Annotated in this window: 23 protein-coding genes and 3 pseudogenes; 14 read left to right on the top strand and 12 right to left on the bottom strand. The window is 43.6% G+C overall.

All coding sequences use genetic code 11. The features are described from left to right. The 3 genes and pseudogenes from AAC854_RS14470 to AAC854_RS14460 form a co-directional block, all read right to left on the bottom strand. A pseudogene (locus AAC854_RS14470) lies at positions 1-319 on the bottom strand (hypothetical protein); the annotation flags it as partial. Between the two features lie 2 nt (positions 320-321). After that, a complete protein-coding gene (locus tag AAC854_RS14465) occupies positions 322-927 on the bottom strand; it encodes a hypothetical protein (RefSeq protein ID WP_340617719.1) in 606 nt (201 codons plus the stop codon). A gap of 1,203 nt (positions 928-2,130) precedes the next feature. Then, positions 2,131-2,742, bottom strand: a complete 612-nt coding sequence (locus AAC854_RS14460) for a TetR/AcrR family transcriptional regulator (RefSeq protein WP_340617718.1) — start codon at positions 2,740-2,742, stop codon at positions 2,131-2,133. A 119-nt stretch (positions 2,743-2,861) separates the two neighbouring features. Here AAC854_RS14460 and AAC854_RS14455 point away from each other — a divergent pair, with 119 nt between their 5' ends. The 4 genes from AAC854_RS14455 to AAC854_RS14440 all read left to right on the top strand — a co-directional run bounded on the left by AAC854_RS14455 (position 2,862) and on the right by AAC854_RS14440 (position 6,726). Beyond that, entirely contained in the window at positions 2,862-4,067 is a 1,206-nt protein-coding gene (locus AAC854_RS14455) for an MFS transporter (RefSeq protein WP_340617717.1), read from the top strand. Between the two features lie 111 nt (positions 4,068-4,178). Beyond that, positions 4,179-4,322 (top strand): hypothetical protein, encoded by a 144-nt coding sequence (locus AAC854_RS14450; RefSeq protein WP_340617716.1) that lies wholly within the window; start codon positions 4,179-4,181, stop codon positions 4,320-4,322. Positions 4,323-4,397: 75 nt separating this feature from the next. Further along, positions 4,398-5,750 (top strand): molecular chaperone, encoded by a 1,353-nt coding sequence (gene yegD, locus AAC854_RS14445; RefSeq protein ID WP_340617715.1) that lies wholly within the window; start codon positions 4,398-4,400, stop codon positions 5,748-5,750. 340 nt (positions 5,751-6,090) lie between these two features. Continuing rightward, positions 6,091-6,726 carry a GAD-like domain-containing protein gene (locus AAC854_RS14440; RefSeq protein ID WP_340617714.1) on the top strand — a complete coding sequence of 212 codons (636 nt, stop codon included), beginning with the start codon at positions 6,091-6,093 and terminating at the stop codon, positions 6,724-6,726. A gap of 106 nt (positions 6,727-6,832) precedes the next feature. Here AAC854_RS14440 and AAC854_RS14435 read toward each other — a convergent pair whose 3' ends face one another. Continuing rightward, positions 6,833-7,402, bottom strand: a complete 570-nt coding sequence (locus AAC854_RS14435; protein WP_340617713.1) for a TetR/AcrR family transcriptional regulator — start codon at positions 7,400-7,402, stop codon at positions 6,833-6,835. A 109-nt stretch (positions 7,403-7,511) separates the two neighbouring features. Between AAC854_RS14435 and AAC854_RS14430 the strand changes: the two genes are divergently transcribed. Both AAC854_RS14430 and AAC854_RS14425 read left to right on the top strand, forming a co-directional pair. Next, entirely contained in the window at positions 7,512-7,979 is a 468-nt protein-coding gene (locus AAC854_RS14430) for a nuclear transport factor 2 family protein (RefSeq protein ID WP_340617712.1), read from the top strand. Positions 7,980-8,075: 96 nt separating this feature from the next. After that, positions 8,076-8,942: an AraC family transcriptional regulator gene (locus tag AAC854_RS14425; protein WP_340617711.1), complete on the top strand. Its 867-nt coding sequence runs from the start codon at positions 8,076-8,078 to the stop codon at positions 8,940-8,942. Between the two features lie 644 nt (positions 8,943-9,586). Here the strand turns inward: AAC854_RS14425 and AAC854_RS14420 are convergent. Both AAC854_RS14420 and AAC854_RS14415 read right to left on the bottom strand, forming a co-directional pair. Beyond that, the gene (locus tag AAC854_RS14420; protein ID WP_340617710.1) at positions 9,587-10,444 is read right to left on the bottom strand and encodes a queuosine precursor transporter; all 858 of its coding nucleotides are present in this window, start codon (positions 10,442-10,444) and stop codon (positions 9,587-9,589) included. Further along, positions 10,428-11,042: a helix-turn-helix domain-containing protein gene (locus AAC854_RS14415; protein WP_340617709.1), complete on the bottom strand. Its 615-nt coding sequence runs from the start codon at positions 11,040-11,042 to the stop codon at positions 10,428-10,430. Before AAC854_RS14415 ends, AAC854_RS14420 begins: the two co-directional genes overlap by 17 nt. A 402-nt stretch (positions 11,043-11,444) precedes the next feature. Between AAC854_RS14415 and AAC854_RS14410 the strand changes: the two are divergent. Next, a pseudogene (locus AAC854_RS14410) lies at positions 11,445-11,729 on the top strand (helix-turn-helix transcriptional regulator); the annotation flags it as partial. A gap of 50 nt (positions 11,730-11,779) precedes the next feature. Here the strand turns inward: AAC854_RS14410 and iolB are convergent. The 6 genes and pseudogenes from iolB to iolG all read right to left on the bottom strand — a co-directional run bounded on the left by iolB (position 11,780) and on the right by iolG (position 18,644). Continuing rightward, complete coding sequence (iolB, locus tag AAC854_RS14405; RefSeq protein WP_340617708.1) at positions 11,780-12,610, bottom strand: 5-deoxy-glucuronate isomerase; 831 nt, start codon at positions 12,608-12,610, stop codon at positions 11,780-11,782. Between the two features lie 35 nt (positions 12,611-12,645). After that, positions 12,646-13,536 carry a myo-inosose-2 dehydratase gene (gene iolE, locus AAC854_RS14400; protein ID WP_340617707.1) on the bottom strand — a complete coding sequence of 297 codons (891 nt, stop codon included), beginning with the start codon at positions 13,534-13,536 and terminating at the stop codon, positions 12,646-12,648. Positions 13,537-13,573: 37 nt separating this feature from the next. Next, entirely contained in the window at positions 13,574-15,487 is a 1,914-nt protein-coding gene (locus AAC854_RS14395) for a bifunctional 5-dehydro-2-deoxygluconokinase/5-dehydro-2-deoxyphosphogluconate aldolase (RefSeq protein ID WP_340617706.1), read from the bottom strand. 63 nt (positions 15,488-15,550) lie between these two features. Further along, positions 15,551-15,727: pseudogene (locus AAC854_RS14390) on the bottom strand (Gfo/Idh/MocA family protein); the annotation flags it as partial. Positions 15,728-15,916: 189 nt separating this feature from the next. After that, entirely contained in the window at positions 15,917-17,593 is a 1,677-nt protein-coding gene (locus AAC854_RS14385) for a solute:sodium symporter family transporter (protein ID WP_340617705.1), read from the bottom strand. A 64-nt stretch (positions 17,594-17,657) separates the two neighbouring features. After that, positions 17,658-18,644: an inositol 2-dehydrogenase gene (iolG, locus tag AAC854_RS14380; RefSeq protein ID WP_340617704.1), complete on the bottom strand. Its 987-nt coding sequence runs from the start codon at positions 18,642-18,644 to the stop codon at positions 17,658-17,660. Positions 18,645-18,857: 213 nt separating this feature from the next. On the opposite strand from iolG, the gene AAC854_RS14375 reads away from it, so the two are divergent. The 7 genes from AAC854_RS14375 (at position 18,858) to fecC (ending at position 26,269) form a co-directional block, all read left to right on the top strand. Then, entirely contained in the window at positions 18,858-18,989 is a 132-nt protein-coding gene (locus tag AAC854_RS14375) for a hypothetical protein (RefSeq protein WP_340617703.1), read from the top strand. A gap of 445 nt (positions 18,990-19,434) precedes the next feature. Beyond that, positions 19,435-19,941, top strand: coding sequence for a peptidoglycan DD-metalloendopeptidase family protein (locus AAC854_RS24330; protein ID WP_422824090.1), 507 nt, complete (start codon positions 19,435-19,437; stop codon positions 19,939-19,941). A gap of 425 nt (positions 19,942-20,366) precedes the next feature. Next, a complete protein-coding gene (gene fecI, locus AAC854_RS14365; protein ID WP_340617702.1) occupies positions 20,367-20,888 on the top strand; it encodes a ferric citrate uptake sigma factor FecI in 522 nt (173 codons plus the stop codon). Beyond that, positions 20,885-21,838, top strand: a complete 954-nt coding sequence (fecR, locus tag AAC854_RS14360; RefSeq protein WP_340617701.1) for a ferric citrate uptake sigma factor regulator FecR — start codon at positions 20,885-20,887, stop codon at positions 21,836-21,838. The genes fecI and fecR overlap by 4 nt, the downstream gene beginning before the upstream one ends. 97 nt (positions 21,839-21,935) lie before the next feature. Further along, positions 21,936-24,263, top strand: a complete 2,328-nt coding sequence (fecA, locus tag AAC854_RS14355) for a TonB-dependent Fe(3+) dicitrate receptor FecA (protein WP_340617700.1) — start codon at positions 21,936-21,938, stop codon at positions 24,261-24,263. Between the two features lie 108 nt (positions 24,264-24,371). Further along, on the top strand, positions 24,372-25,274 hold the full coding sequence (locus AAC854_RS14350; RefSeq protein ID WP_340617720.1) for a Fe(3+) dicitrate ABC transporter substrate-binding protein FecB: 903 nt from the start codon (positions 24,372-24,374) through the stop codon (positions 25,272-25,274). Continuing rightward, positions 25,271-26,269 carry an iron-dicitrate ABC transporter permease FecC gene (fecC, locus tag AAC854_RS14345; protein WP_340617699.1) on the top strand — a complete coding sequence of 333 codons (999 nt, stop codon included), beginning with the start codon at positions 25,271-25,273 and terminating at the stop codon, positions 26,267-26,269. The genes AAC854_RS14350 and fecC overlap by 4 nt, the downstream gene beginning before the upstream one ends. The last annotated feature ends 242 nt before the right edge of the window (positions 26,270-26,511 follow it).

Below are 26,511 nucleotides of genomic sequence, written 5' to 3'. Positions count from 1 at the left end.
ATATGTGGCAGCTCATCAAAAGAGTTAAGATTTTCTTGAATGCCGCTTCAGCAAATAGTTGGAAAGGAATAGGAAATATGAAATTCTCATAATTATGAAAAGTTATATATCTTGTATCTAAAGATCTTATTAAGTTTTCTACAAATTCAGCTCTTGCATGTGGAGGTGGGCATGTAGCACATGGCTTTCCTGCTGAATAATTTACTCCTTGGTTTGGATAAGCAGTCGACTTGATAAGATTTGTTTTATCTTCTTTTGAAAGATTGGAGTCGTTAGTAATACCTAGTAACAATTCTTCCGTTGAATTTGTTGGTGCCATCTTTATTTTCCTGAGAAAGAGGGAATGAACAGATAATAACTGACATTATCATTTTTTAATTCAGGCCAATCCCCTAAAATTTCTAGATTTAAACGATATTGACCATATTTATATTGTTCCCCAAGGCTAACGAATCTAAATAAAATCCCATCAGCAGTACCTGCAATTGAATCAGGTTCAGAGTATGTTTTTTTAAATACTAACGTTTCAGTGAGATCCTCATTAATTTCATTTAATTTTATAGATAAAATAGGGGCACCTTTGGTTTTAGATAATGGGCCATCATTATTGAATAAATCAGGGGTATAATAAATTAGCTCGCCTTCCTTATGCCTTTTGATTTTTAACATAACCCGTGGCTCAGGAGTATGACCAGGAAAAAGATATAAAATTTTTGGAGGGGGTTGAGGAACATGCCAAAATATTAACTCTATATTTTCCCCTTTTTTATAAAGTTTAATAGGAATTTCAATTGGTTGATGTGAAGTTGATTTGGGGTTTAAAAAAAAGTAAGGATCTTCTGTAGGGGGGCGCATCCATTGAACCAGCATTACGATACCCGCACCGAAAAAAGCAGCCAGAGCCAATAACATTGTTTTTTTCACCATATTTTTTATCCTATCAGAAGCAAAGAAAATTTATAGTTTAGTAAAACAGTTAAACTAATAGTTACAATATAATTACATCATTATGATTTCTGACCGAGTGGAGTATTCGGTTTCGTGCATGGAGTTATCACGATAGTTTCCATCCGGCGTAAATTAAACCTTGCTTCTTAAGCCCTTAACGATAAATAAGTTATGTATGACATAAGTCATACCATCCTAGTTGTGTTATTTACATCTGAGAAGCGATACCCGCTAAACCCTCCTTGTCTTATTAATGATAATTACATACTGTAATCCAATTAATGAGACACGATACAACAAAATTATTTATATATTCAAGTGAGGATAAAAACACATCAATAAAATTGTGATTAACTTCTCTGATTAAATAAAATCAGATAATTACCTAATTTAAATTGCAGGTAATGCAACAGATAAAAATCACACTGATGCACCCTGCTTGTCTTCTCCGAAGATAAAAAAAGTGAATAGAGTGAATACGTGTGAACAGTTATGAACACTTTTTCAGATTTTTTTGGATAGAGGAAAATGTAAAAGAAATTACTCTTCTGACTGGTCGTTCCTTGTTAACTTTGGCATCCATTCATTAGCTGTTTCGATATTCAGATTCATATTACTGCGAATATCGGGAGTGAAGAGCTTAGAACAAAACAGGCAACAATTTGATTTTTTAAATAATAAATAAGTTATATCTTAAGTTCTATACAACTTAACTTACTGCTAGAAAAGTATTTTGATTGTTATGCTGGAAGTCATTAAATATTTTTATTGTATAGTTAATTTGTTTTCAACCGTGATCTCCTCCCTGAGTGAACATCGACATGGCACCGGGCCATTTCATCTAATTATGCCCGTCAGTGCACGGTGATTAATAGCTGGCCGTGTTCATCCTGCTGATGATTCAGGCTGTAATTGATAAAATGATTAACTGCCGTTTTGGACATGCCATCAATATTACTTCCGGTACAGTCCCAGCTCATTGTATGGGCTAGGACTATCAAATAGAGCCCGGGGAGGGCTAACAAGTTTTATCTGTGGTCTGGCAAAATCCAGCTCTCTGGTGAGTAATAATATCAATATAAAAAATTCATTACCTGATGATTTCAATACACTATAAACAATAGAAACCAAATAGGCTTCCATTATCGAACTCACTATATTCAACGAATCTGAGCGTGATGCTCAGAAACTGTTGGCTCTGATATCCCAAGTTTTCATTATTTGCGTAATGGATGACTCGAGACCCGTCAGAGGAATTCCATCCCTAGCCAAAGTTGAAAATCCTGACAGGAAGCTATCAAACATTACTGCCATTACTGTAGGATCGTTTTCACCCGCTAATTCACCGTTATCTATAGCGCGCTGGACACAGGAAATGAAACCTTTCCGTACTCGTTCTCTGGCATCGGCCAGCAGTTTTTGGATAGGTTTGTGTTCCGGTGAACAGACGCTGGCTGACAGCACCAGTAAGCAGCCCGGAGGGTGGCTATATTCCGTCTGCATTTTTGCTGAACGACGTAGAGCCAGCTCAATAGCCTCTTTAGGAGGAAGGGTTTGATCCCAAAGACTAACGTTTACCTGACCATACGTATCGAGATAACGGATTACCACTTCTTTAAATAATATCTCTTTGGAACCAAAAGCCGCATAGAAACTGGGAGCGGAAATACCGCCCATCCCAGCCTTGAGTTGACTTAGAGACGTTGATTCATAGCCATGCTCCCAGAACAGCAACATTGCTTGATTGATCGCCTCATCACGATCGAAGCTACGTGGACGCCCCATCTTAGCCATAACCATCTCCTCATTGAAAATAAACTTAAATACTAATCGGTATAAAAGTCCTTGACAAGATAACCTCATCACAATTAACTTTTATACCAATTGATACATATATTAAAGGAGTCATTTTGATGCACGAAAACACCTCTGCGTTACTTGGAGAAACGAGTGAACGCCTACCAATTTCTGGACTACTCGCACTGGCAATGACGGGTTTTATCGCCATCCTGACTGAGACACTTCCCGCAGGATTGTTACCACAAATTGGCATAGATCTTGGTGTTTCAGAGGCGCTAGCTGGCCAACTAGTAACACTTTACGCTCTGGGTTCTCTATTAGCGGCAATTCCCCTTACAGCAGCAACACGCGGCTGGCGCCGACGACCTGTCTTACTACTCGCCATTGGTGGCTTCCTGATTTTCAATACCATTACCGCGCTGTCTTCCAATTATTTTCTGACGTTGGTTGCGCGTTTTCTAGCTGGAGTGGCTGCGGGTCTTGCATGGGGACTTCTGGCAGGTTACGCACGCCGAATGGTGCCCGTTTCATTGCAAGGCCGGGCAATGGCGGTGGCGATGGTGGGAACACCAATCGCACTGTCTCTAGGTGTTCCTGTTGGAACTTGGGTAGGCAATTTCATTGGCTGGAGAGGAACTTTCGCTATTATGTCTGGCTTGACGCTGATACTGGTGATATGGGTTATGCTTAAGCTGCCTGATTTTCCTGGCCAAAGTGCAGATCATCGAATTCCTGTTCATAAAGTCTTTACCACAGCAGGCATACGTCCGGTATTGCTTGTTATCCTGTTCTGGATGCTGGCACACAACATCCTTTATACCTACATTGCACCTTTCCTCGTACCAGCGGGACTGTCAGATCGTGTTGACTTCATTCTACTGGTATTCGGGGTAGCGGCTTTACTCGGTATTTGGATCATCGGTCTACTGGTTGATCGCTATCTACGAATACTGGTATTGCTCAGTCTTAGTGTATTCACCTTAACTGCCATCATGCTTGGTTTTGGCGGTAATACTCCATCTGTTATTTATCTGAGCATTACTCTATGGGGGTTAACTTTTGGTGGCGCTGCTACATTACTGCAAACTGCTTCTGCAGACGCAGCAGGGGATGGTGCTGATGTGGCACAGTCCATGGTTGTTACAGCCTGGAACCTTGCTATTGCTGGTGGCGGCATAATCGGGGGAGTATTACTGGAAACCAGCAGTGTATCCTCATTCCCTTGGGCTATATGTATGTTGCTATTGATCGGGTTAATCGTGGCTTGGAAGGCAAAAAAACAGGGTTTTCCCCATAGCCGCCAAGCTCCTCTGCTATGAGTGCGCTTAGTTGGATAAATATGCACAAGGTGAAATAAAAATAAAGTATTATGCCTATGGTAGCCAGAAGATTCGCGTGAATACAGATGCCCAATGTATAAGGTTTCAGATATGTCACAGTTCGTTACAGCCAATCCGGATTCAGTAACAAAACTTGCTGAGCGTATCCCGCTGAAACGCGGCATGTCACCACAAGAAGTCACGGATGCCATTATTTTCCTTGTCAGTCAGGGTCCTATAGTTCCCTTATGTTAAGCTCGCGTTCAACCCTAATTTAGGATAGCATCTGCGCCTTTTTAAAATTTTCAACGATTGAGAATGAGGAAACTTATGTTCATCGGTTTTGACTATGGCACATCGAATTGCGCAGTAGCAGAGATGATCGGGGATACGCCACGGCTGATTGCTATCGAAAATGATAACTTTTACATGCCTTCTGCTTTGGCGGCACCGACCCGGGAATCTGTTTCTGAGCACTTATTTCGTCACCGGAATATCAGTCCGGGCAATCAAGCGGGTGAACAGCTCCTTCGTAGTGCGATTGCCACAAATCATGAGGAAGGTATTGAGCTTTTGCCAGATGATATCGTATTTGGGCAAGAAGCACTGGCTCGATATTTGGAAGATCCTCAGGATATTTACTATGTCAAATCACCAAAATCCTTCTTGGGTGCAATGGGATTAAGGGATATCCAAATCAGCTTCTTTGAAGATCTGGTTTGCGCAATGATGGCGAATATCAAACAACAAGTAGAAATCAATAAACAACAAGCTATTGAAGAGGTTGTGATCGGTCGTCCGATTCATTTTCACGGGCGGGGTGGCGATAAATCTAACCAACAAGCTGAGAAGATTTTACTTGATGCCGCAAAACGAGCAGGGTTTCGCAATATTGAGTTCCAATTTGAGCCAGTTGCAGCAGGTTTGGAATATGAAGCCACTCTGACAGAAGATAAAACAGTATTAGTCGTTGATATTGGCGGTGGAACGACAGACTGTTCCCTTATCCGAATGGGGCCAGGCTGGCGAGGAAAATCTGAACGAAAGGATAGCTTACTGGCACACACTGGTCAGCGTATCGGTGGCAACGATTTAGATATTAATCTGACCTTTAAACAGCTAATGCACCCTTTTGGGTTAGGAAGCAAAGTTGTCTCAGGTATTGATATGCCACTGACTCAGTTTTGGAATCCGATTGCCATTAATGATGTGCAGGCTCAGAAAGATTTTTATTCTCGCCAGAATTTAGCGGTATTAAAATCCTTACACAGAGATGCTCAAGAACCAGAAAAATTAGCTCGATTATTGAAAATATATCAAGACACATTGGGATATAGCTTGGTTCGCAGTGCAGAAGAAACCAAAATTGCCCTTTCAGAGCAATCTGAACATCGAGTTAAGCTAAATTTATTATCAGAGATTATTGAGGTTAACATCCAGCGCGATCAGATGATTGACGCAATCGAATCCACTAAAACGAAAATGACTAAATTGGTTAGCGAAGCGGTGGTGCAAGGAGGCACTCAGCCTGATGTGATCTTTATGACGGGAGGTTCAGCAAGTTCACCAATCCTGCGTCAGGCAGTTGAGCAAGAGTTGCCGGGTATTCCATTAGTTGGCGGTAATTACTTTGGTTCCGTGACTACAGGCCTGGCACGCTGGGCAAAAATTTGTTTCGCTTGATAGATCACAAGCAGGCCCAATAACACTGAGCCTGCTTTTTATTAAAAATATTACTCACAGTGAACACACACAAACCTACCCCCATATTTTGATATTCATTACCATAAACGACTTAACCTTATCCATATATGGATATTGAATTAGGGAACCATCAAAAAGCCGAATATTGGATGAAGAAAAAATTTGAAATGGCCCACAAAATTGGTGATAAAGATCGAATAGAAGAAGCGGAAGATAGGTTACAAACTCTCTCTCTATGAGAAAATTGATGAAGAGAAAAATAACTCTTCATCAAAAAAGAAATAACCCATGAAAATTAAAGTGATAATAGGAAAACATAATGCTAGATTTGCACTTTGAAGATTTCATTAAAACAATGGGAGAAGCAACCCAATATACAGTAGTACCCAGTGAAGAAATAGAAAAATGGCGAGGAAAATTGCCGGACAGGCTCCTTCTTTATTGGGAAGTGGAAGGTTGGGCCAGCTACAAGAATGGATTATTGCGTATTGCAAATCCCGATGATTATAAAGATATTGTACGTATATTTATGGAACGCGCCCAATTCGAACCACAGGATACCTATCATGTTATTGCTGTCAGTGGAATTGGTACTCTTTTCCTTTATGGAGAGGAAACCGGAATAAATACCACAATAGAAAGCAATTACAATATGATTATTCACGAAGAGGACGAGTTCTGCAAAAAGGACGAATCAGAATTAGACTATGACATTTGTTCATTATTTGATGATTTGTCTTTTTATTTATCCGATAATAACGAATATACAGATGAAATTTTTGATAAGGCCATCGGAATACACGGTATATTAAATGATAATGAAATATTCTGCTTTGAACCCGCTATCTATTTAGGCGGGCAAATTAAACTTGAAAATATCAGAAAAGTAGATATAAATACTCAACTTAAGGCTCAAAGCCAACAAGATGTACCTTTAATCGATAAAATTGAATGATCTCGCTTTAATCAATTTTAAAAGCGGCTGATGAAGCAGCCGCTTTAGACTGGGCGGACTCACATACTAAGCTGTTTCTTATTCGACGTCGTTTTGCAGAGAGTCCTTATTGATTCAGCAGCGCCGGGGGCAACAATAACCACTTCTCCACCAGAGATATCACCTGATCACTCTCTTCACCATATTCCGCCATTACAATAGCTCCATCAATGAGCAATGTGATTTGCTTAGACAGCACCCGCTTTTCCGGTATATCGGGGAGGAATTCTGCGAGCGTTTCTGTCATTTCCTGTTTATGAGACAGAACGATAGGCTGTATTTCAGGTAATGCCTGAGAAAATTCAATTGAAGAATTGATAAAAGCACAACCGCGAAATTCGCTACCCATAAACCATTTTTTCAGTACGGCAGGAATTGCTTTTATGAGCGTTCCATAGACAGACATTTCAGCAATTAATGTCGTACGGAACCAATCTATCCAGCGCTGATGTCTGTATTCAAGAAAAGCCATAATCAAATCATTTTTAGAGGGAAAATGCCGATAAAAGGTAACTTTTGTGACACTGGCTTCTTTGATGATACGGTCTATTCCTGTTGCTCTGATCCCTTCTTGATAAAAGAGGTTGTGGGCAACCTGAAGAATACGCTCACGTGCAGTTGAGATGTTTTTTGACATAGTGGCTCCTTTAATAAAATTATCGATCAAGTAGACAGAGTTGTCTACTTGTATTACGATGAAAAAAGGTAGACAGAGTTGTCTACATAATTAACAAAGGAGTAATTTTATGCAAACCCGTTTCCCATTACCTCCCTTTAACAAAAAGACAGCGACTGAAAAAGTACGCTTGGCTGAAGATGCCTGGAACAGTCGCGACCCTGAGAGAGTTTCAGGTGTGTATGCTCCGAATACTCACTGGCGCAATCGTGCGGAGTTTGTTGATGGGCGTGAGGCTGTCGTGGAATTTCTGCGCCGAAAATGGTCAAAAGAACGAGAATACCGATTAATTAAAGAGTTATGGGCCTATGATGAAAACCGCATTGCTGTCAGGTTCGCCTATGAATGGCAAGATGACTCCGGCAACTGGTATCGCAGCTACGGTAATGAAAACTGGGAGTTTAACGAACTGGGGTTTATGACCAACCGATATGCCTGTATTAATGACGTACCGATCAAGCAAGAAGAACGCCTCTTTTTATGGCCGTTGGGGCGTCGGCCTGATGATCACCCTGAACTTTCAGAATACGGGCTTTAATAACCCGCTGACGGGCAAGCATTAAGTCAGCAATTATCATCATGTCCTGCCACAGAAGGCTATATATCATGTGTTGTACCAGATAAGGCGAACACTATGACTATGATTAAACAGCGATTACATGCACTTCTTCATTACATCGATGAACATATTGATACACAGATGGATGGAGAAAGTTTGAGCCGTATTGCAGCTTGTTCTAAGTATCACTTTCACAGATTGTTTTCAGCAAATTACGGCATTGGCGTTGCTGCTTATATCAGACAGCTCCGATTGAAAAAAGCCGTTTATGATCTTGCCTATAGCAATAGCCCCGTTATAGACATTGCTTTTGCATGTGGATATGAAAGCCCCGAGGCATTCTCGAGAGCATTCAAGAGCGCTATTGGTCAAAGTCCCACTGAATTCAGGAAAAAGCCTGATTGGTCTGTCTGGTATAACCAACACCAAATCATAAATAAAATTAGGACTAAAGTGATGAATGAAAAATTACCTCATCTTGAAGTAAAACTCATTGATTTTCCAGAAACTTCAATCGCAGTTATGGAACACAAAGGCTCTCCATCGAATATCGGTCATACAATCAGAGCATTCAGAGAGTGGAGAATAAACAATAAATTACCACTCGGGCGGTACAAAACATTCAATCTTGTTTATGCAGATCCGACAAAAGTTGAACCAGATGAATATAAATTTGATTTGTGTGTCGAAGTCCACTCAATGTTTGAGATTAACAATCCAATAATTATCAAAAAAACTATTCCATCAGGAAAATGTGCTTATATAAGACATATTGGTTCAGATGAAGAAATAACCAGTTTAGTCAATTACTTGTATACACGCTGGCTGTCGGAAAACAACCAAGAAGTCCGGGATTTTCCACTATTTTTTGAACGGAGAAAGCTATTCCCTAACGTCCCAGAAACTGAGACTGTGACAGATATCTACCTGCCTCTGGTATAAAAAGCCATACATCTCTCTTTCAAGTCGCGATTGTGTCGGTTATTCCGTAACTTGCAGCCCCATTTGGTATATGATTGCCTAGTCTCTTAATCAGAAATGTCGACTAAGAGACCAGACTTTCATAAGTACAAAAAACAAACTAACATTACCCTGGTGTCGGGCGAGTAAAAATTTTTATTCAAAATAATGAAGATATTTCACCGATACAGAAGGAAAGAAATGCTTCTTTCCTAACCTTTCAGATAAATATCAATTTTAACTTATGTTTTTATAGTAAAATAAATACACCAGACAAATACTAAAATCAACACATAAAACATCAAATGGTGATTTTAGTGATGAATTTACACGTTATTTTTTGGTGCCACATAAACAAAACACCAACCAAAAATCACCCATCCATTTGATAAATAACAATTAAATACAAATTACCTCAAAGATTTTCTACGCTCTGATAAAAACGCAGCAAAACAGTACATTCCCACATTGATAGTGTGAATATAAATAGGATTACTGCATAAATATGCCCAACATAATTACATGTAGTTATAAATGAGTAAGTTTATGTGTTATAGGAAAGTAATATCGTGTTATGTCATTATGGAAAGTCGGCAATAGCATGGGGGGATCCCCCATGCGGCTTACTAATTTGCTGTTTTGACAACCCATCGATTAAATAAATAACGTGAGCCATAAGCGGGAAATACGTTAAACAATGCAAAGAAAATCTTAATTAGGATTTGTACAATCATCATTGTAATAATTTGATTTATAGGTAATTTTCCATAAAATGCCACAAAACAGAAAATAAAACTATCAATCACTGATGCAATGAAGGTACTGAAAAATACTCTTAACGCTAAAAAACGAGAGTTTGTCATATCTTTCAGCTTGCACAAGATATAAGAATTGACAAGTTCCGAAACTAAAAATGACAAAGAAGATGCAAAGATTGCCGACAATATATGATTCATCAGAGCATTATACTGATCATTTAAGTCCCAATTTGCAATTGCCGGTAAACTTGTCGAAATACTCAACAAGGATACGATAATCAGATTAGAAATTAATGACATGTATATTGCTTTTCTTGCTAATCTGAATCCATAAAATTCACTTAGCAAATCAATAACTAAAAATGAAAAAGGGTAAATAAACGTACCAGGAGTCACAATAATATCAAGGTATTCGATATAAACGGGTTTTGCTGCTGCTATGTTGCTGAATGTATAGAAAATTGTCAGTAATAATGCGAGAAATGAATAAATAACCCAGGATTTTTCATTACGCTCTTCAATTTCATAAACTGAAGGAGTATTTGGAAAACTGGAATACAACTTTCTATAAAGTGATTTTATCTCGTGATTGTCCAGATCATCCGCTATTTCGCTTTTTTCAAGCTCCTTTGTGTTTATTTTCAATACCTTTCCGGTTGATAAAATTAATACATTCGCTGTATTATCCTGACTATTGAATCCCAGTAATTTATATTTTTTTCCCATATCCGAACCGTTCTTCCATTATATCCCCAATCACCATAAAACTATCCGAATTCTCTTGAGTAAACTCTTTTATATGAAACCTTTGCTTTTTTGGATCGAAGCATAATTTTGGGTTATTGTTCTGATAGTTACCCCTCTTAATTATTAATAAATCACCTTCATTATATTTACCTAAAATATCATTCTCAAGTAAAACGGCAACGATATTAGGCCCTGATCCAAAATAATAAGTCAGCGGCCTATCCACAATCAGAGACCCTATTTTACTGTCAGAAAATCCAGAAGTAATGCATTCAGACTGCATAAATAACGGAACAGCACTGGGATTCATATTTCCTTCATAAGAGACAACCGCGTCCAAACGTTCTTTTTCTGCAATATCAGTTGCCTCTATTTCACTATATGATACGCCAAAGAAATTGGAGACTTTTTGTATTGTAGAAGAGTGAACGTTTTGAACTCTGCCATCCAAAATATTGTAGATAGTTGTACGGTTAAGCCCTGTTCGATCACAGAGAGATACTCTTGTTTCCCCTCTGGAATCAAGTAGATATTGTAAATTTTTTTTCAGGTGTTCCATTTTTTGTTTCTTATACATACTAACGCCCGGAAAAATATATAACTGGCTAATTTATATGATCTTTTAGACTAACCATTTTTTCTTAGAGCAAGAAAGGGTGAAAAACACTCTTGTCATTAAATAGCAAAAATGATCGCAATTTATATTTAAATAAAACCATTTAATGATATACCAAAATTATCTTGTATGAAAAATATTTAATTAAATAAATTATATTTTAATATAAATCATCGAAACAGATGATAAAACATATAAAAACAGCTAAAAATATAGAAAATATGAATTATGTTGATTTTTTTAGTTTAATTTATACGAAAAACTATCTTTTATGGGCATGGTGTCAATGAAGACAGATATATAAATACACGTGTTATTATTTATTGATTAAAATTTAACTAATATAAATTACATGAGATAGAGATGATTTTATCCTATAAAAATAATGAACCCTATTTAAAGTCCCGACATATCTATATGAATAAACCTGCCTATCTTTACACTAATACACCAACAAATTTTGATGTCGAAGGTAAGTTAGATTGTGAATTTCCAACAGATTGGTCTGACGATCAATTTTCACAAGATCTTAAATATCATGGCTGGAGAACAGAGGAATCAAAAGATAGAGTTTCAATTATCGAAACACATTACTGGTGCAGAAAAAACACGTTCTCACCTTTCATCAGTGAAAAACTTCCCATGTATATTCAAAGATGGTTTTGATACTACTCCCCATTTGGGGAGCAGTTTTCCATTTAACGGCTGTCATGTTTCGCTGCGTATTCTTCGCTATTAACCCATTGGTGCTCTTTTTCCCACGAGAATAACCACTTACGGGTCGGGCCAGCCATGACATTCAAGTAATAGCTATCATAGCCTGCAATGGTAGCCACAGGATGATACCCTTTTGGTACCATCACCACATCCTTGTTGTAAACCGCCATGGTTTCATCCAACAAACGATCGTCGGTATAGACCCGCTGCACACAAAAACCCTGCGATGGGTTCAGACGATGATAATAGGTTTCTTCCAGATAAGTTTCTTGTGGTTCATTGTCGGTATCATGCTTGTGGCTGGGATAGGAGCTGGTACATCCTTCATCCGTATAAACTTCGACAACCAGAAGGCTATCCGCAGGTTGATCATCTGGCAGAATGTTGTGGACATAGCGCCGATTATTGCCATTGCCACGGTGTTCCGCACTAATATCCTGCGGCGCAATCAAGCGGGTAGGATAATTTCCTTTCCCCTTTGCCTGACATACCGCCAATTCGAGTTGAGTTTCAGCAATGATTATCATTATTTCATTGGGTGCAACATAAACAGCATAAGGCTTTTTACGCTCAAATGGACTTATGCGTTCCCCAATTTTCTCAAACCGTTTCTGAAGCGTAATCACCGAAGCTATTCCCGCAACCAACACCAGACAAGTTTCATTTTCCGATGCAGGTAAGGTAATGGATTCACCCGCATTCAGTTCATAAACAGAAAAATGGACATACTCCCAGTTTGCTGTCTCCGGCGTGATATGTTGTGTCCGATTATCCTGATCGGGCGCGTGGTATTTTGATAGTAATTTAGACATTTGGCCCCCACTTTTCGTATTCAAATCAGCCGCGCTTAAATCAATCCCGCACCTTTGGCAAATCGATACAAATTGTTATATCCCATCGTGGCATAAGTCAGCGGATGGGCAACAGCGGGATCTTGTTCTGCCTCAACGACCAGCCAACCGCTATAGTGATTCGCTTTCAATACATCAAAAATAGCCGGATAATCGACGCAACCATCACCAGGTACGGTAAAAACACCATTCAATACGGCATCAAGGAAACTGGTCTTCCGATTTTTGACATCCTTCAACACGTCAGGACGAATATCTTTGCAATGCACATGGTTAATGCGTTTGCACCAGCTTCTTGCCACTGCCAATGGATCATCACCGGCAAAGGTCAGATGCCCGGTGTCTAATAACAAACCCACTTCTTCCCCTGTATTTTCCATCAGGCTATTGATGTCTTCTGCACTTTCAATCATCGTCCCCATATGGTGATGATAAGCAATCTGCACACCTTGTGATTGGGTATAACGGGCGAATTCTGTCAGTTTTTCGCCATATTCCTGCCAGCGCTCTGCCGGAAACAGGGGCCGTAGATGTATTGGTTTATTCTGATTACCATGAATGCAGTGTGTCACTTCAGCAAACACCATCACGGTAGCGCCTAATTCACGTAATAGAGTCAAATGCGGCTGAACCGCTGCGATTTCTTCCTCAACACTGCGCGTGAGTAGTTCTCCAGAATACCAACCGGACACCAGTTTCAAATCATGGGCAGCCAGAATAGCCCCCAGAACCTGCGCCTGACGAGGAAATTTATTGCCAAGCTCAAAACCTGAAAATCCCGCCTGCCGCCCTTCGGTCAGGCAAGTTTCCAAAGGTGTTTCTGCACCCAAAGAAGGCAAATCGTCGTTAGTCCATGTCAGGGGATTGATGCCAAGTTGAACAGCCATAAGGGTTCTCCAGTTTTACGTAGTTATTCCGGCTTCGCTATCCGCGCTGGTGCCAATAGCTAATCAGATTGTGATAGTTGGTTTTTATTTGCAGGATAAGAGTCTCATCATCAATTTCTTCCGCCAGCCATTGCAATGAAGGTTGACCAAACAGCGTTCGTCCGACAGCGAAGCCTTTAACTATCGCTTTTCCGGCTGCCGCTTTGAAGCTTGCTTTCAGGATGGTTTCAGGAGCATCAAGGCCAAGGATCACAACTCCCCGGCAATAAGGGTCACGTTGTTCAATCAATGCCGACATTTGATCCCAGGTAGTGGACTGCATCGGCGGTAATTTCCACCAATCAGGTTTAATGCCGAGATTGTAGAAACGCTGGAGCGCTCGCAGGTATAGCCCATCAGAATGGGGCATATCTACTGGCAAGATCACTTCCAACAACAATTCATGACCAGACTGACAGCAAGCAGCATAGACTTCCTGCACGGTTTTTTCCTGTTCCAGACGTAATGGAGGATTATCTTCTGGATGGAAGAACACCAAACATTTCACGATATGCTCGTGTGGCCAGCTAATAAGCTGAGAACCAATGTCACCATGTTCAAGGCAAAGTGGCCGGGAACTGGGCAGTTCTATCGGGCGACCAATCCATAACCCCTTTCCTGTTGCGGCATTCAGTACATCTTGACCGAAACTGCTGTCACACAATATTCCCGCTTTTCCTTCCAAATGGGCTTCTGCGCAAACCTCTTGGCTGGCTCGGAACAGTAATTTTTTCAATTGTGGAATTCGATCGAGGCTGGCATTCACTTTGCGTGCCATTTCAACGAACTGAATACGGTGATCAAATGCCATCACACACAGCTCATCCCACTGTTTACGACGGCTACTAATACGATGCAAATGGTTGAGATGTGCATCTAAATCAGGACATGGCACTTCCTCTGCCCGCCTCAGATAATTATCCAACTCAGTTTTATCCGGCATAGCTGGCGCACAGCCATGACGGGAAACGACCAAGGCCCCGCAAGCATTGGCATAGGTGCAAGCCTGTTCCCAGCTTTCGTTGTTGAGATAGCCACGCAATAAGCCCGACATAAAAGCATCTCCTGCTCCCAGAACATTTAATACTTCCACTTTTACGCCTTGTATGGTGATCCCTTCATCTAAGGTGTCTGGAATACCGGCAGTAAATACAGAACATCCCAACGCCCCCCGCTTGCAAACCAGTGTTGCCGTAGTCAGCGCTCGTACATTTTGCAAGGCTTCTACCGTGTCCGTAGCACCACCCGCAATATGAAATTCTTCTTCGGTTCCTACAATCAGATCAAATTGGGAGAGCACTTCCTGTAATTGTGATGTCACCTGCTCTGAGGCGATATAACGAGTTTCACCATCACCCAGTGAGGTCAATCCCCATAATACCGGACGATAATCAATATCAATGACCGTCTTGACACCATTGCGGCGGGCATATTGCAGTGCGGTCAGCACAGCATCACGAGTTTGTGGATGGGAAAGATGCGTTCCGGTGATCGCCAGACAATGGGCAGATGCAATATAGCCTTCACTGAAATCATCGCGGGTAATGGCCATATCAGCACAATTATCACGGTAAAAAATCAGCGGGAATGTTTCGTTATCTTTAATACCGAGTAAAACCAATGCCGTCAGCCGTTCTTTGTCAGTAATCAAATGACTGGTATCACAGCCAACCCGCATCAACTCCTCACGCAGAAAGCGCCCCATGTGTTCATCGCCGACTCTTGCCAACATTGAGGATTTTAATCCCTGACGAGCCGTACCGTAGGCCACATTCCCCGAAGAACCACCCAGATATTTTGAAAAACTCCCCATATCTTCCAGACGGGAGCCAATCTGCTGGCCATACAAATCAACCGCTATACGTCCCATGCAGATAACATCAAACTTTCTATGCTGCCTACGCTGCTCCATTGATTCACCCCTTACCGAATCGCTTGATTTTGTTAAACCTCAAATGATTTTGAGCATCAAAATTTAATTAATTTCAGCGACGTTAACCCACAGTTTCTCTTGTTGAGAGCGTGAGATTGCATCCAAAATGCGTGAAACTTTCCAATCTTCAGTGAAATCAGGCCACAAGTTTTCTTCTGATGCGATACCGCCAATCAAATCCCTGACTTCTACTGTTTTTTGATCGTTGAAACCGATGCCTGCCCTGTTCCATCGCATCTGATTACTGTCCTTTATAAGAAACATTTATTTCATTTTCAATTAACTAGGAAACATAAATTTCAATTCGTGATCCAACAAAGAATTTTTCATTAATATCATGAAAATAATTACATTCTTTTTGATCTGTCGCTGGTTTCTAACTGTCTGGTAATTACGCTCAACAGAGATTCAGGCCGCTTGCCAAAAGGATAGCGCCTTGCCTATTTGATAGAAAACATAACTCAGAATGCTGGCTGCAAATATATAGTAGATTGCCACGGCATAAACCGGCACATTATGGGCAAGGAAAACATACATGGAGATAGCAGCCAGTGTAATTAACCATCCCATTGGTTTCACCATTGACCACGGCGTAATATCCACCTGCTCTGTATACACTTCCTGATAAGATTCAGCCGGGAAGAAATAACCAATCGCCAGCATGAAAACGATATTCAGGACAAACAGAATGCCTACCAGATGGAAAAAATGAATATTGATGTTCAGGACAAAATGACAAACGATGTAAGCTGACATACCAAACAGCAACCCCAGTTTTGCTGCAATCGGGGGAACTCGCTTTGTCATTAACCCGACCAATACCACACTGAGGATGGGTGCATTAAAAATCCCCTGTAATTGTTGAATCAGATAGAACAAACCATCAGGTGCATTAGCAACAAGTGGAGCAACGATCATTGTTGCCAGTGCAAGTACGATCCCCAGATATTTGCCTACCGCCACGGTCTGTGCTTCCGTAGCATTCGGGTTAATCCTCGGTTTATAGATATTGATGGTGAATAACGTCACGGAAGAATTCAGGCCACCACTGAATGTTGAGAATACGGCGCCCACAACAACGGCGGCAAAAAAGCCAACCAGAATTTTAGGTAATACCAGCTGCACTAATGCAGGATAGGCGTTATCTGGATTATCCATCTGACCACTGAAAATATGGAAGGCAATTATCCCCGGCAAAATAATGATCAAAGGAATAATGAGCTTAAATAAAGCACATAGCATGACACCTTTTTGCCCTTCCGCGAGATTCTTGGCACCTAATGATTTCTGCACAATAGATTGGTTGGTACACCAGAAAAACAGGTTAGAGACAATCAGGCCAGTGAATAGCGTCGAGAATGGAACAAGCGAGTCTTCACTACCTATAGAATTGAACTTATCTGGATGAGTCTGATAAACATCAGTCAGACCTTTCCATGCGTCACCATTCCCGACATACAGCAAGGCAAAAATGGTTACCATCAATCCGCCGACAATCAGGCCGACACCATTTACGGTATCAGCAACTGCAATGGCTTTGATCCCGCCGAAAATAGCGTAAATCGCACCGAGTCCCCCGACACCCCAGACCATGATCCAAAGCGCTGTCGTTTTTTCGACGTGAAAAACCTGCGAAACCTGAAAAAGACTTTCCAGCGCAATGGCTCCGGTATATAGCACAATCGGTAATAATGAAATGACATACATCGCCAGAAATAGAATTGATGTAATAAGTAAGGTATTTCTATCAAACCGGCGCTCAAGATATTCGGGGATCGTTGAAATACCCAGTTTCAGATACTTAGGCAGGAAGTAGACAGCAAATAAGACAATGGTTAATGCCGCAATCACTTCCCAGGCCATAACAATAAAACCCGTTCTGAATGCCAAGCCGTTCAAACCGACCAAATGTTCTGTAGACAGATTCATTAACAACATGGAACTGCCGATATATATGCCGGTCAGGGAGCGTCCGCCAAGAAAATAACCCTCAGTTGAATCAATTAAGTGTTTGTTTCGTGTTTTATAATAAGCAATCCCTGCTACCAGTAACGTAAAACCGATAAAAGAAAGAAAAGCTGACATATGACCCTCCCATCCTGATTAACCGTTTTCAGGCATTAAAAACCATACGTTTTATAACACCCAGTTATAATTTGATTTCTTTACCGGATTGCAGGGATTCAAGCGCCTTATCTGCAAGATACTGTGCCTGCTCGCCATCAATACCGCTGGTTTCAGGAGTTACTCTACCCGCCATAACATCAACAAAATGGCTCCATTCTGCGATATAGGCTTCACGGTAGCGTTGCAGGAAGAAATGCTCGGGTTTGGCTGCAATACAACCTTCTTCACCCCAAACCTCGACGCTGTTTTCCCTGATATTTCCTGCGGTCAGCAAACCTTTTTCACCGTGCAACTCAAGGCGCTGATCATAGCCATAGCCCGAACGGCGGCTGTTAGTTATGGTCGCCATTGCCCCCGATGGGAATTTCATGACAATAAATGCGGTGTCAATGTCTCCTGCTGCGCCAATGGCCGGATCAACAAGATTGCTACCCTGAGCATAGATAGCACACGGTTCTTCGCCGATGATAAAACGTGCCATGTCAAAGTCATGGATGGTCATGTCCCGGAACATGCCGCCAGATACCCGGACATATTCAGCGGGTGGTGGGGAGGGATCACGAGAGGTAATCAGCAAGGATTCCGCTTTACCGATCGTACCGGCATTAAACAAGTTTTTTAGCCTACGGAACTGAGGATCGTAACGACGATTAAACCCGATAACCAAAGGAACCTGACACGCTTTTACCGTAGCAAGACACTGACGAACCCGTTCAAGCTCAAGATGAACCGGTTTTTCGCAGAAGATCATTTTATTATGCCGAGCCGCCAGTTCGATCAAATCGGCGTGGGTATCCGTTGCTGAAGCGATAAGCACACCATGAACATCAGGATCGGCCATCGCTTCTTCTGTGGTCTGTATTTTGGATTGATATTTGTGTACCAATATCTCAGCACTTGCCGGATGTGGATCAATCACAGAATAGAGGCAAGTTTCTTTATGATTGGCAATGCTGGCAGCATGAACCTGCCCAATTCGCCCTGCGCCAAATAATGCAATATTGAACATGAATGCTCCTTGATACTTTGGTACCTGCTTTTGGTGTGGATGAAAATATATCAAACAAAATATTTATTTCAATTTCGTTTTATTTGAAAAATTTATTTTTTAGAGCTGGCTCATATAACTTTCACTTGAGGTGCAACTTGCCGACAATTTCCTCCATACCTGATTTCCTCCCTCGCTTTATGAGCAAAGCCGGGTTAATCACGGAGGTGAGAAGTGAAACCCCGTATCGCCAGCAACAAACTGATCGTTATCAAGCGTGGTGTCACCAGCGAGTTACAAGCGAGAATCAAGAATGTTGTGACAAACACAGATAGCAGAGATTCGGTAAAAAACCAGTCCTGCTGATTTTCCTTTGCAGTGAGTCAAACAGAGATAATAAAATTATCGTCGGGATCACGGATGAAAAATGTCTTAATAAAAAATTAGTTTGATTTCAAATAATGAAATAGGCGTATAATTGACACAATAAATTAATGGTTAATTCACATCATAAAGTTGGCATATGAAATAATCTATTTTTAATACCGGAGGGTTATATATTTTATAATCTGACAGATAAACTGAAATATTCTTTTGTTGACATAATATTTCCTTGAATTTACTCTGCCCAGTGTTGCAGACAACCATTATATTCGATGTGTTTTTATACGAAATGCACACATACTATGTAAGGATTATAAACGCAGTTAATTACTCAGGGAATATTAAAAATAATCTGATGCAATAAATTTCAGGTAATATGAACAGGGTTAAATGATGTGTTTTATAAGTTTATAAAAAGGAAATTAAAATGAGAAGTATTTTCAATATATTAATAAATTGTAAAAAAATAGTTTTTCTGGTTTTCATTGCTTCGCTAATCAGTGCATGTACACAAAATAGGGTAGTAGAAAAAAAATCCGATATATACGATCAAGCTCATGCAGTAAATCAATGGATATGGCCGGCATCAGGAACAAAAATTGAGCTTAATGAAAGTGAACCGGGAATCGATATATTCGGCGAGCGTGGTCAGGATATTTTGGCTGCTGAAAATGGCCGGGTGGTATATGCAGGAGATGATCTCAGGGGCTACAAGAACCTGATTGTGATTAAGCACAGTGATACTTTACTAAGTGCCTATGCGAACAATAACACGATATTGGTCAATGAAGGAGATATCGTTTTACGTGGAAGTAAAATAGCCACTATGGGGGAAGATGCTTCTTCAGCACATTTACATTTTGAGATAAGGGAAAATGGACACTCTGTTGATCCACGCAATTTATTACCATCTAATCTTAAAAATAATAAATAATATGTCTGATACAAAATCTCTTGGTGCAAATAAAGGGTAAATACTACAGGCTATTAATCAGGGCTGTACTCAAAGTTCTCACGGGTTAATTCTTACGAACTTGAGTACGCCCTGATTTTTGTACGCAGCCATGTTCAGACTGCCTGCCAATATACCCAATGGATTTTAAGTTGACCGTTTTTGATCACGGTGTGATTTATTTGAACGTCAGGCTAGGGTGTGTAATGAGATAGCCTAAACAAATATAGATAATTTTTATATTAATTATGATGTGGTTTTTCCGATACAGCATCAATCCTGACCCGATAATTACCAAGTAGCAACATATCCATAACGACTCCCTTTCATCTTTATTTTTGATTGTAATGATAACCATTCTCATATTAATATGGCTGCGTGATAATTAACTTACGATACATTTAGCCATGTCTGAGCATACTGCCACTACAGCTCCTTTTACACTTGAATCGTTTTATGGCGCGCACCATGGTTGGCTGAAAACATGGCTCACCCGCAAACTCCAGTCGGCTTTTGATGCTGATGATATTGTTCAGGATACGTTTCTGCGGGTAATGAGGAGCGAATCGCTTGCGTCCATCCGCGATCCCCGCTCCTTTTTATGCACCATTGCCAAACGGGTAATAGTTGATCTCTTCCGCCGTAATGCACTCGAGAAAGCCTATCTTGAAATGCTGGCGCAACTGCCAGAAGCGCACGTCCCCTCCTCAGAAGTACGTGAAAGTCAGCTGGAAATCCTGCAACTGCTCGACAAAATGCTGGATGGCCTGAGCGGTAAAACCCGCGAGGCGTTTCTGCTTTCCCAGCTGGAAGGGCTAACCTACAACGACATCGCGTGCCGTCTGTCTGTTTCTGTCAGCTCGGTGAAAAAATACGTGGCCAGAGCAATGGAGCACTGTCTGTTATTTCGTCTGGAGCACGGGCTTTGAGCAACATACTGACCGACTCCCGCCGTCAGGCGCTGCGTGCAGCCTCTCACTGGTATGCAGTATTAAATTGCGGGCGGGTCAGCCCTCAGCAGCAGGCGCGCTGGCAGCAATGGTATGAACGGGATCAGGACAACCAGTGGGCATGGCGACAGGTAGAAATTCTGAGCAACCAACTCAGTAGCGTGCCTGGCGGTGTGGCCAGCCGCACGCTCCACGATATTCAATATACCCGCCGCCACATGATGAAGGGACTGTTGCTGATACTTGGCGTCGGTAGCGGCTGGCAGTTCTGGCGTTCAGAATCGGGTGAAGGGTTACGCGCCGATTATCGCACCGCAAAAGGGGCAATACGCCAACAGTGGCTGGAGGATGGAACGCTTCTGTCGCTCAATACGCAAAGTGCGGTGGATGTGCGTTTCGATGCCCACCAGCGCGCCATTAAACTTTGGTACGGCGAAATTGCCATTACGACTGCCAGAGATCCACAACAGCGCCCGTTTCGCGTTTTCACCCGTCAGGGGCAGCTTACTGCACTGGGCACCGAATTCACCGTTCGTCAGCAGGATGACAACACTCTGCTCGCGGTGCAGAAGAATGCGGTAAAAGTTGTGCTGACCGGCGATCCAACGCAAAAACGCATTGTCCGGCAGGGTGAAAACCTGCATTTCAATGCGGTAAAGTTTGGCGAGATTACATCGCTGGATGATGAAGCCAACGCTTGGACTCAGGGCATACTCAGCTTTAGCAATAAACCGCTTGGTGAGGTGATTATCACGCTAGCGCGCTATCGTAACGGCATACTGCGCTGTGATCCGGCTGTTGCCGGACTTCGCCTGAGCGGAACCTTTCCATTGAAAAATACCGATACGGTACTGAATGTGATCGCCAGAACTCTACCCGTTGAAATTCAGTCGGTTACCCGATACTGGGTCAACATCATTCCAGCGTAAGTAAAAAAATAAAAATAATTTTCATTTCGATTGTCCCTTTTCCCCCGCTCATTCGACTTCATACATGGATACAACAAAAAATGATGATGGAGACGGTATGACCCCTTTATGTGTTTTTCATAAAACAACACCTTTGATTACGGCTATTCGCCTGAGCCTGCTACCGCTGGTTGGCCTGGCCTCCCTGTCTGCATTCGCCGCACAGTATGACATCGCAGCCGGCGATCTGGACAAAGCACTCAATCAGTATGCAGCACGCAACGGGATCACGTTGTCTGTGGACGCCAGCCTGACGCGCGGTAAACAGAGCAACGGGCTGCACGGCGACTACGACGTGGAAACAGGCCTGAAGGCGCTGCTCGCTGGTAGCAAATTACAGCTCAAGTCACTTGGGAATAATAGCTGGACGCTGGAAACAGCTCCGATCTCCCAAGAGGATACGCTCGTCGTGGTGGGCGACTGGCTGGGTAACGCACGTGAAAACGATGTGTACGAACATGCCGGCGCACGTGATGTGATCAACCGTGAAGATTTCTCCAAAACGGGTGCCACCACCATGCGTGACGTGTTAAATCGTATTCCGGGTGTCAGCGCGCCGGAAAACAATGGTACTGGCAGTCACGATCTGGCGATGAGCTTCGGTATTCGTGGACTCAATCCACGCCTTGCCAGCCGCTCAACTGTATTAATGGATGGTATTCCGGTTCCGTTTGCGCCTTATGGTCAGCCGCAGCTCTCGCTTGCCCCCTTATCTCTGGGCAACATGAATGCAGTAGACGTGGTGCGCGGTGGCGGCGCGGTGCGTTACGGGCCGCAAAGTGTGGGAGGGGTGGTTAACTTTGTCACCCGCGCTATCCCGCAGGGCTTTGGCATTGAAGCCGGCGTCGAAGGCCAGTTGAGTCAGGTTTCTTCACAAGACAATCCGAAAGAGACGCACAACCTGATGGTGGGCGGTACGATGGATAACGGTTTTGGCTCGGCGTTGCTTTACTCTGGAACCCGTGGCAGCGACTGGCGCGAGCACAGCGCCACCCGCATTGATGATGTTATGCTGAAAAGCAAATATGCGCCCAACGACGTGCATACCTTTAATAGCCTGCTTCAATACTACGATGGCGAAGCCGATATGCCTGGCGGTCTGTCGCGCGCGGATTACGATGCCGATCGCTGGCAATCCACCCGCCCGTATGACCACTTCTGGGGCCGTCGTCAGCTTGCAAGCCTCGGCTATCAATATCAGCCTGACAATCAGCATAAATTCAATATTCAAGGCTTCTACACCCGCACGTTGCGCAGCGGCTATCTGGAGCAGGGAAAACGCATCACCCTTTCCCCACGCTACTACTGGGTGCGGGGTATTGAGCCTCGCTACAGCCAGAGCTTTATGATGGGTCCATCCGCGCATGAAGTGGGAATAGGTTATCGCTATATTAATGAATCAACTCATGAAATGCGCTACTACACTACAACAGCCAGTGGTCAGTTGCCCTCAACGTCCAGCCCGTACGACCGCGACACGCGTTCAGTTACCGAGGCTCACGCTTGGTATATTGATGATAAAATCGATATCGGCAACTGGACTATTACACCCGGTATGCGTTTCGAACATATCGAGTCATACCAGAACAACAACCTGAAGCATAAGCATGAGGAAGTGAGCTATAACGCGCCGCTCCCTGCGCTGAGTGTACTCTATCACGTGACTGGCAACTGGAATATTTATGCCAACACAGAAGGCTCCTTTGGCACCGTCCAGTACAGCCAAATTGGCAAGGCTGTGAAAAGCGGCAGTGTGGAACCAGAAAAAGCGCGAACCTGGGAAGTCGGCACCCGATACGACGACGGCGCTCTGACTGCGGAAATGGGGCTGTTCCTGATTAACTTCAATAATCAATACAGCTCCAACCAGACCAACGACACGGTGACCGCACGCGGTAAAACCCGTCACACCGGGCTGGAAACGCAGATGCGGTACGATCTTGGCGATCTGACGCCAACGCTGGAAAACCTCTCCGCATATGCAAGCTATGCGTATGTAAATGCGGAGATCCGCGAAAGTGGCGACACCTACGGAAATCAGGTACCGTTCTCACCAAAACACAAAGGTACTTTTGGGGTGGACTACAAACCGGGCAACTGGACGTTCAACCTGAACAGTGATTTCCAATCCAGCCAGTTTGCGGATAACGCCAATACCGTTACAGAGAGCGCCGATGGCAGCACTGGCCGTATTCCTGACTATATGTTGTGGGGTGCGCGCGTCTCGTATGACTTCGGGCCGGAGATGGCCAACCTGAACCTGGCGTTCGGTGTGAAGAACATCTTCAACCGTGAGTACTATACCCGCTCTTATGACGACAACAACAAAGGTATCTATGCCGGACAACCCCGCACGCTGTATATGCAGGGTTCCGTGAAGTTTTAATTGTTAATGCCCGGCGCTTTTGCAGCGCCGGGTAAGCGCAACGTCATCTGGTCTACAGGATCTGTGTGCATTAAAAACATTGTGTATTGAAAACATTGTGGAGTGAATATTTTGGCTTTTATTCGCATTTTTTTCGCAAGTCTGTTTGTGTTCGCAAGCCAGTCCTTTGCTGCTACTGTTCAAGATGAGCATGGCACTTTTACAATCAATAAAACACCGCAACGCATCGTGGTACTGGAACTGTCGTTCGCCGATGCGCTGGCGGCGGTAGACATCAGTCCGGTGGGGATCGCTGATGACAACGATCCGAATCGCATTCTGGCGGATGTGCGCGCCCATTTGAAACCCTGGCAATCTGTCGGAACGCGCGCGCAGCCTAGCCTTGAAGCCATCAGCGCCCTGAAACCTGATCTGATTATCGCCGACAGCAGCCGTCACGCAGGTATCTATACCACATTGCAGGAAATTGCCCCGGTTCTGTTGCTCAAATCACGCAATGAAACATACAAAGAAAACCTGCAATCGGCAGCAATTATTGGCGAAGTAGTAGGAAGAATCGCGGAAATGCAGGCGCGACTCAAACTGCACAGCGAGCGGATGGCAAAGTGGGCGAGCCTGCTGCCTGAAGGTACGAGTGTGGCATTCGGCACGTCACGTGAACAACAGTTCAATCTGCACACCAGCGGAACATATACCGGAGAAGTGCTGACAGCGCTCGGACTGAAGGTTCCCACGCCCGCGGGCCAGACATCGATGCCGTCGATAAACCTTGAGCAACTGTTGTCGATCAACCCGTCATGGCTACTGGTGGCGCATTATCGTCAGGAGAGCATTGTGAAACGCTGGCAGCAGGACACGCTGTGGCAAATTCTTACGGCCGCACAAAAACAGCAGGTCGCGGCGGTCAACAGCAATGCCTGGGCGCGGATGCGTGGGATTTTCGCGGCGGAGCGCATTGCCAGCGATACAGTAAAAATCTTTCACCATCAGATGAATACCGATACGAAATGAAGCGTATTCAACACCCAGTGCTGTTGTGGGGGATCCCTGCTGCGGCGCTTATTGCTATTTTCTGGCTGAGTCTGTTTTGCTACTCAGCCCTTCCTATTTCTGCGTTTGAAGCGCTGCACGCGCTGGTGCCGGGGCACACGCCAACATTGCCCGAAGCACTGGTGCAAAACCTGCGTCTGCCGAGAACCCTGCTCGCCCTTTCCATTGGTGCAAGTCTGGCACTTTCGGGGGCGTTGCTGCAAACCCTCACCCATAATCCGTTGTCCTCGCCTTCTTTGCTTGGCATCAATAACGGGGCAGCTCTGGCTATGGCGCTGACCAGCGCACTCAGCCCATCACCGTTCGAGGGTTTTTCCATCGCATTTATTGCCGCCTGCGGTGGCGGCATAAGCTGGCTGCTGGTGATGGCGACGGGTGGCGGTTTCCGGCAAGAGCAGGATCGCAACAAACTGATCCTCGCCGGTATCGCGCTTTCAGCGCTCTGCATGGCGCTGACCCGCATCACGCTGCTGCTGGCAGAAGATCATGCTTATGGCATTCTTTACTGGCTGGCGGGCGGTATCTCACATGCACGCTGGCAGGAGTTCTGGCAACTTTTCCCGATAGTCGTGCTGACAACGCCCGTCGCACTGCTGCTGGCCAACCAGCTTAATCTGCTTAACGTCAGCGACAGCACCGCCCACACGCTTGGCGTAAACCTGCTGCGTCTGCGGCTGGGGATTAATGCGCTGGTGCTTTTGCTGGTGGGTGCCTGCGTCAGCGTTGCTGGTCCCATAGCATTTATTGGCCTGCTGATACCGCATCTGGCACGGTTCTGGATTGGCTACAACCAGCGCAACATACTGCCTATGAGTATGCTGTTGGGAGCGACGCTGATGCTACTGGCCGATATGCTCGCCCGTGTTCTGGCCTTCCCCGGTGAGCTGCCTGCGGGCGTAGTGCTGGCACTGCTCGGTGCACCCTGCTTTGTCTGGCTGGTGAGGAAACTCGGATGAAAATCGTGTTTCTAATCTGTATCACCCTGATGCTGGCGTTCTGCTCCCTATTGTCGCTCAGGATGGGCGCTATCCCACTGCCGTGGCACGCGCTCCTGACGGACTGGTGCAGCGGCAGTGAACACTATTACTTAACGCGATGCTCGACTTTTATGATGAGTTGAAATGACATAGCCGCTCCTTTATAACTTTAAGTCGTCAAAAATAGAGAAATAAAGGAACAAAAGGCTATGTCACAGCAA

The organism is Xenorhabdus entomophaga (assembly GCF_037996725.1).
GTDB lineage: Bacteria > Pseudomonadota > Gammaproteobacteria > Enterobacterales > Enterobacteriaceae > Xenorhabdus > Xenorhabdus khoisanae.
The sequence above is the reverse complement of the archived record's forward strand: the minus strand, read 5'-3'. Positions and strand labels throughout refer to the sequence as shown.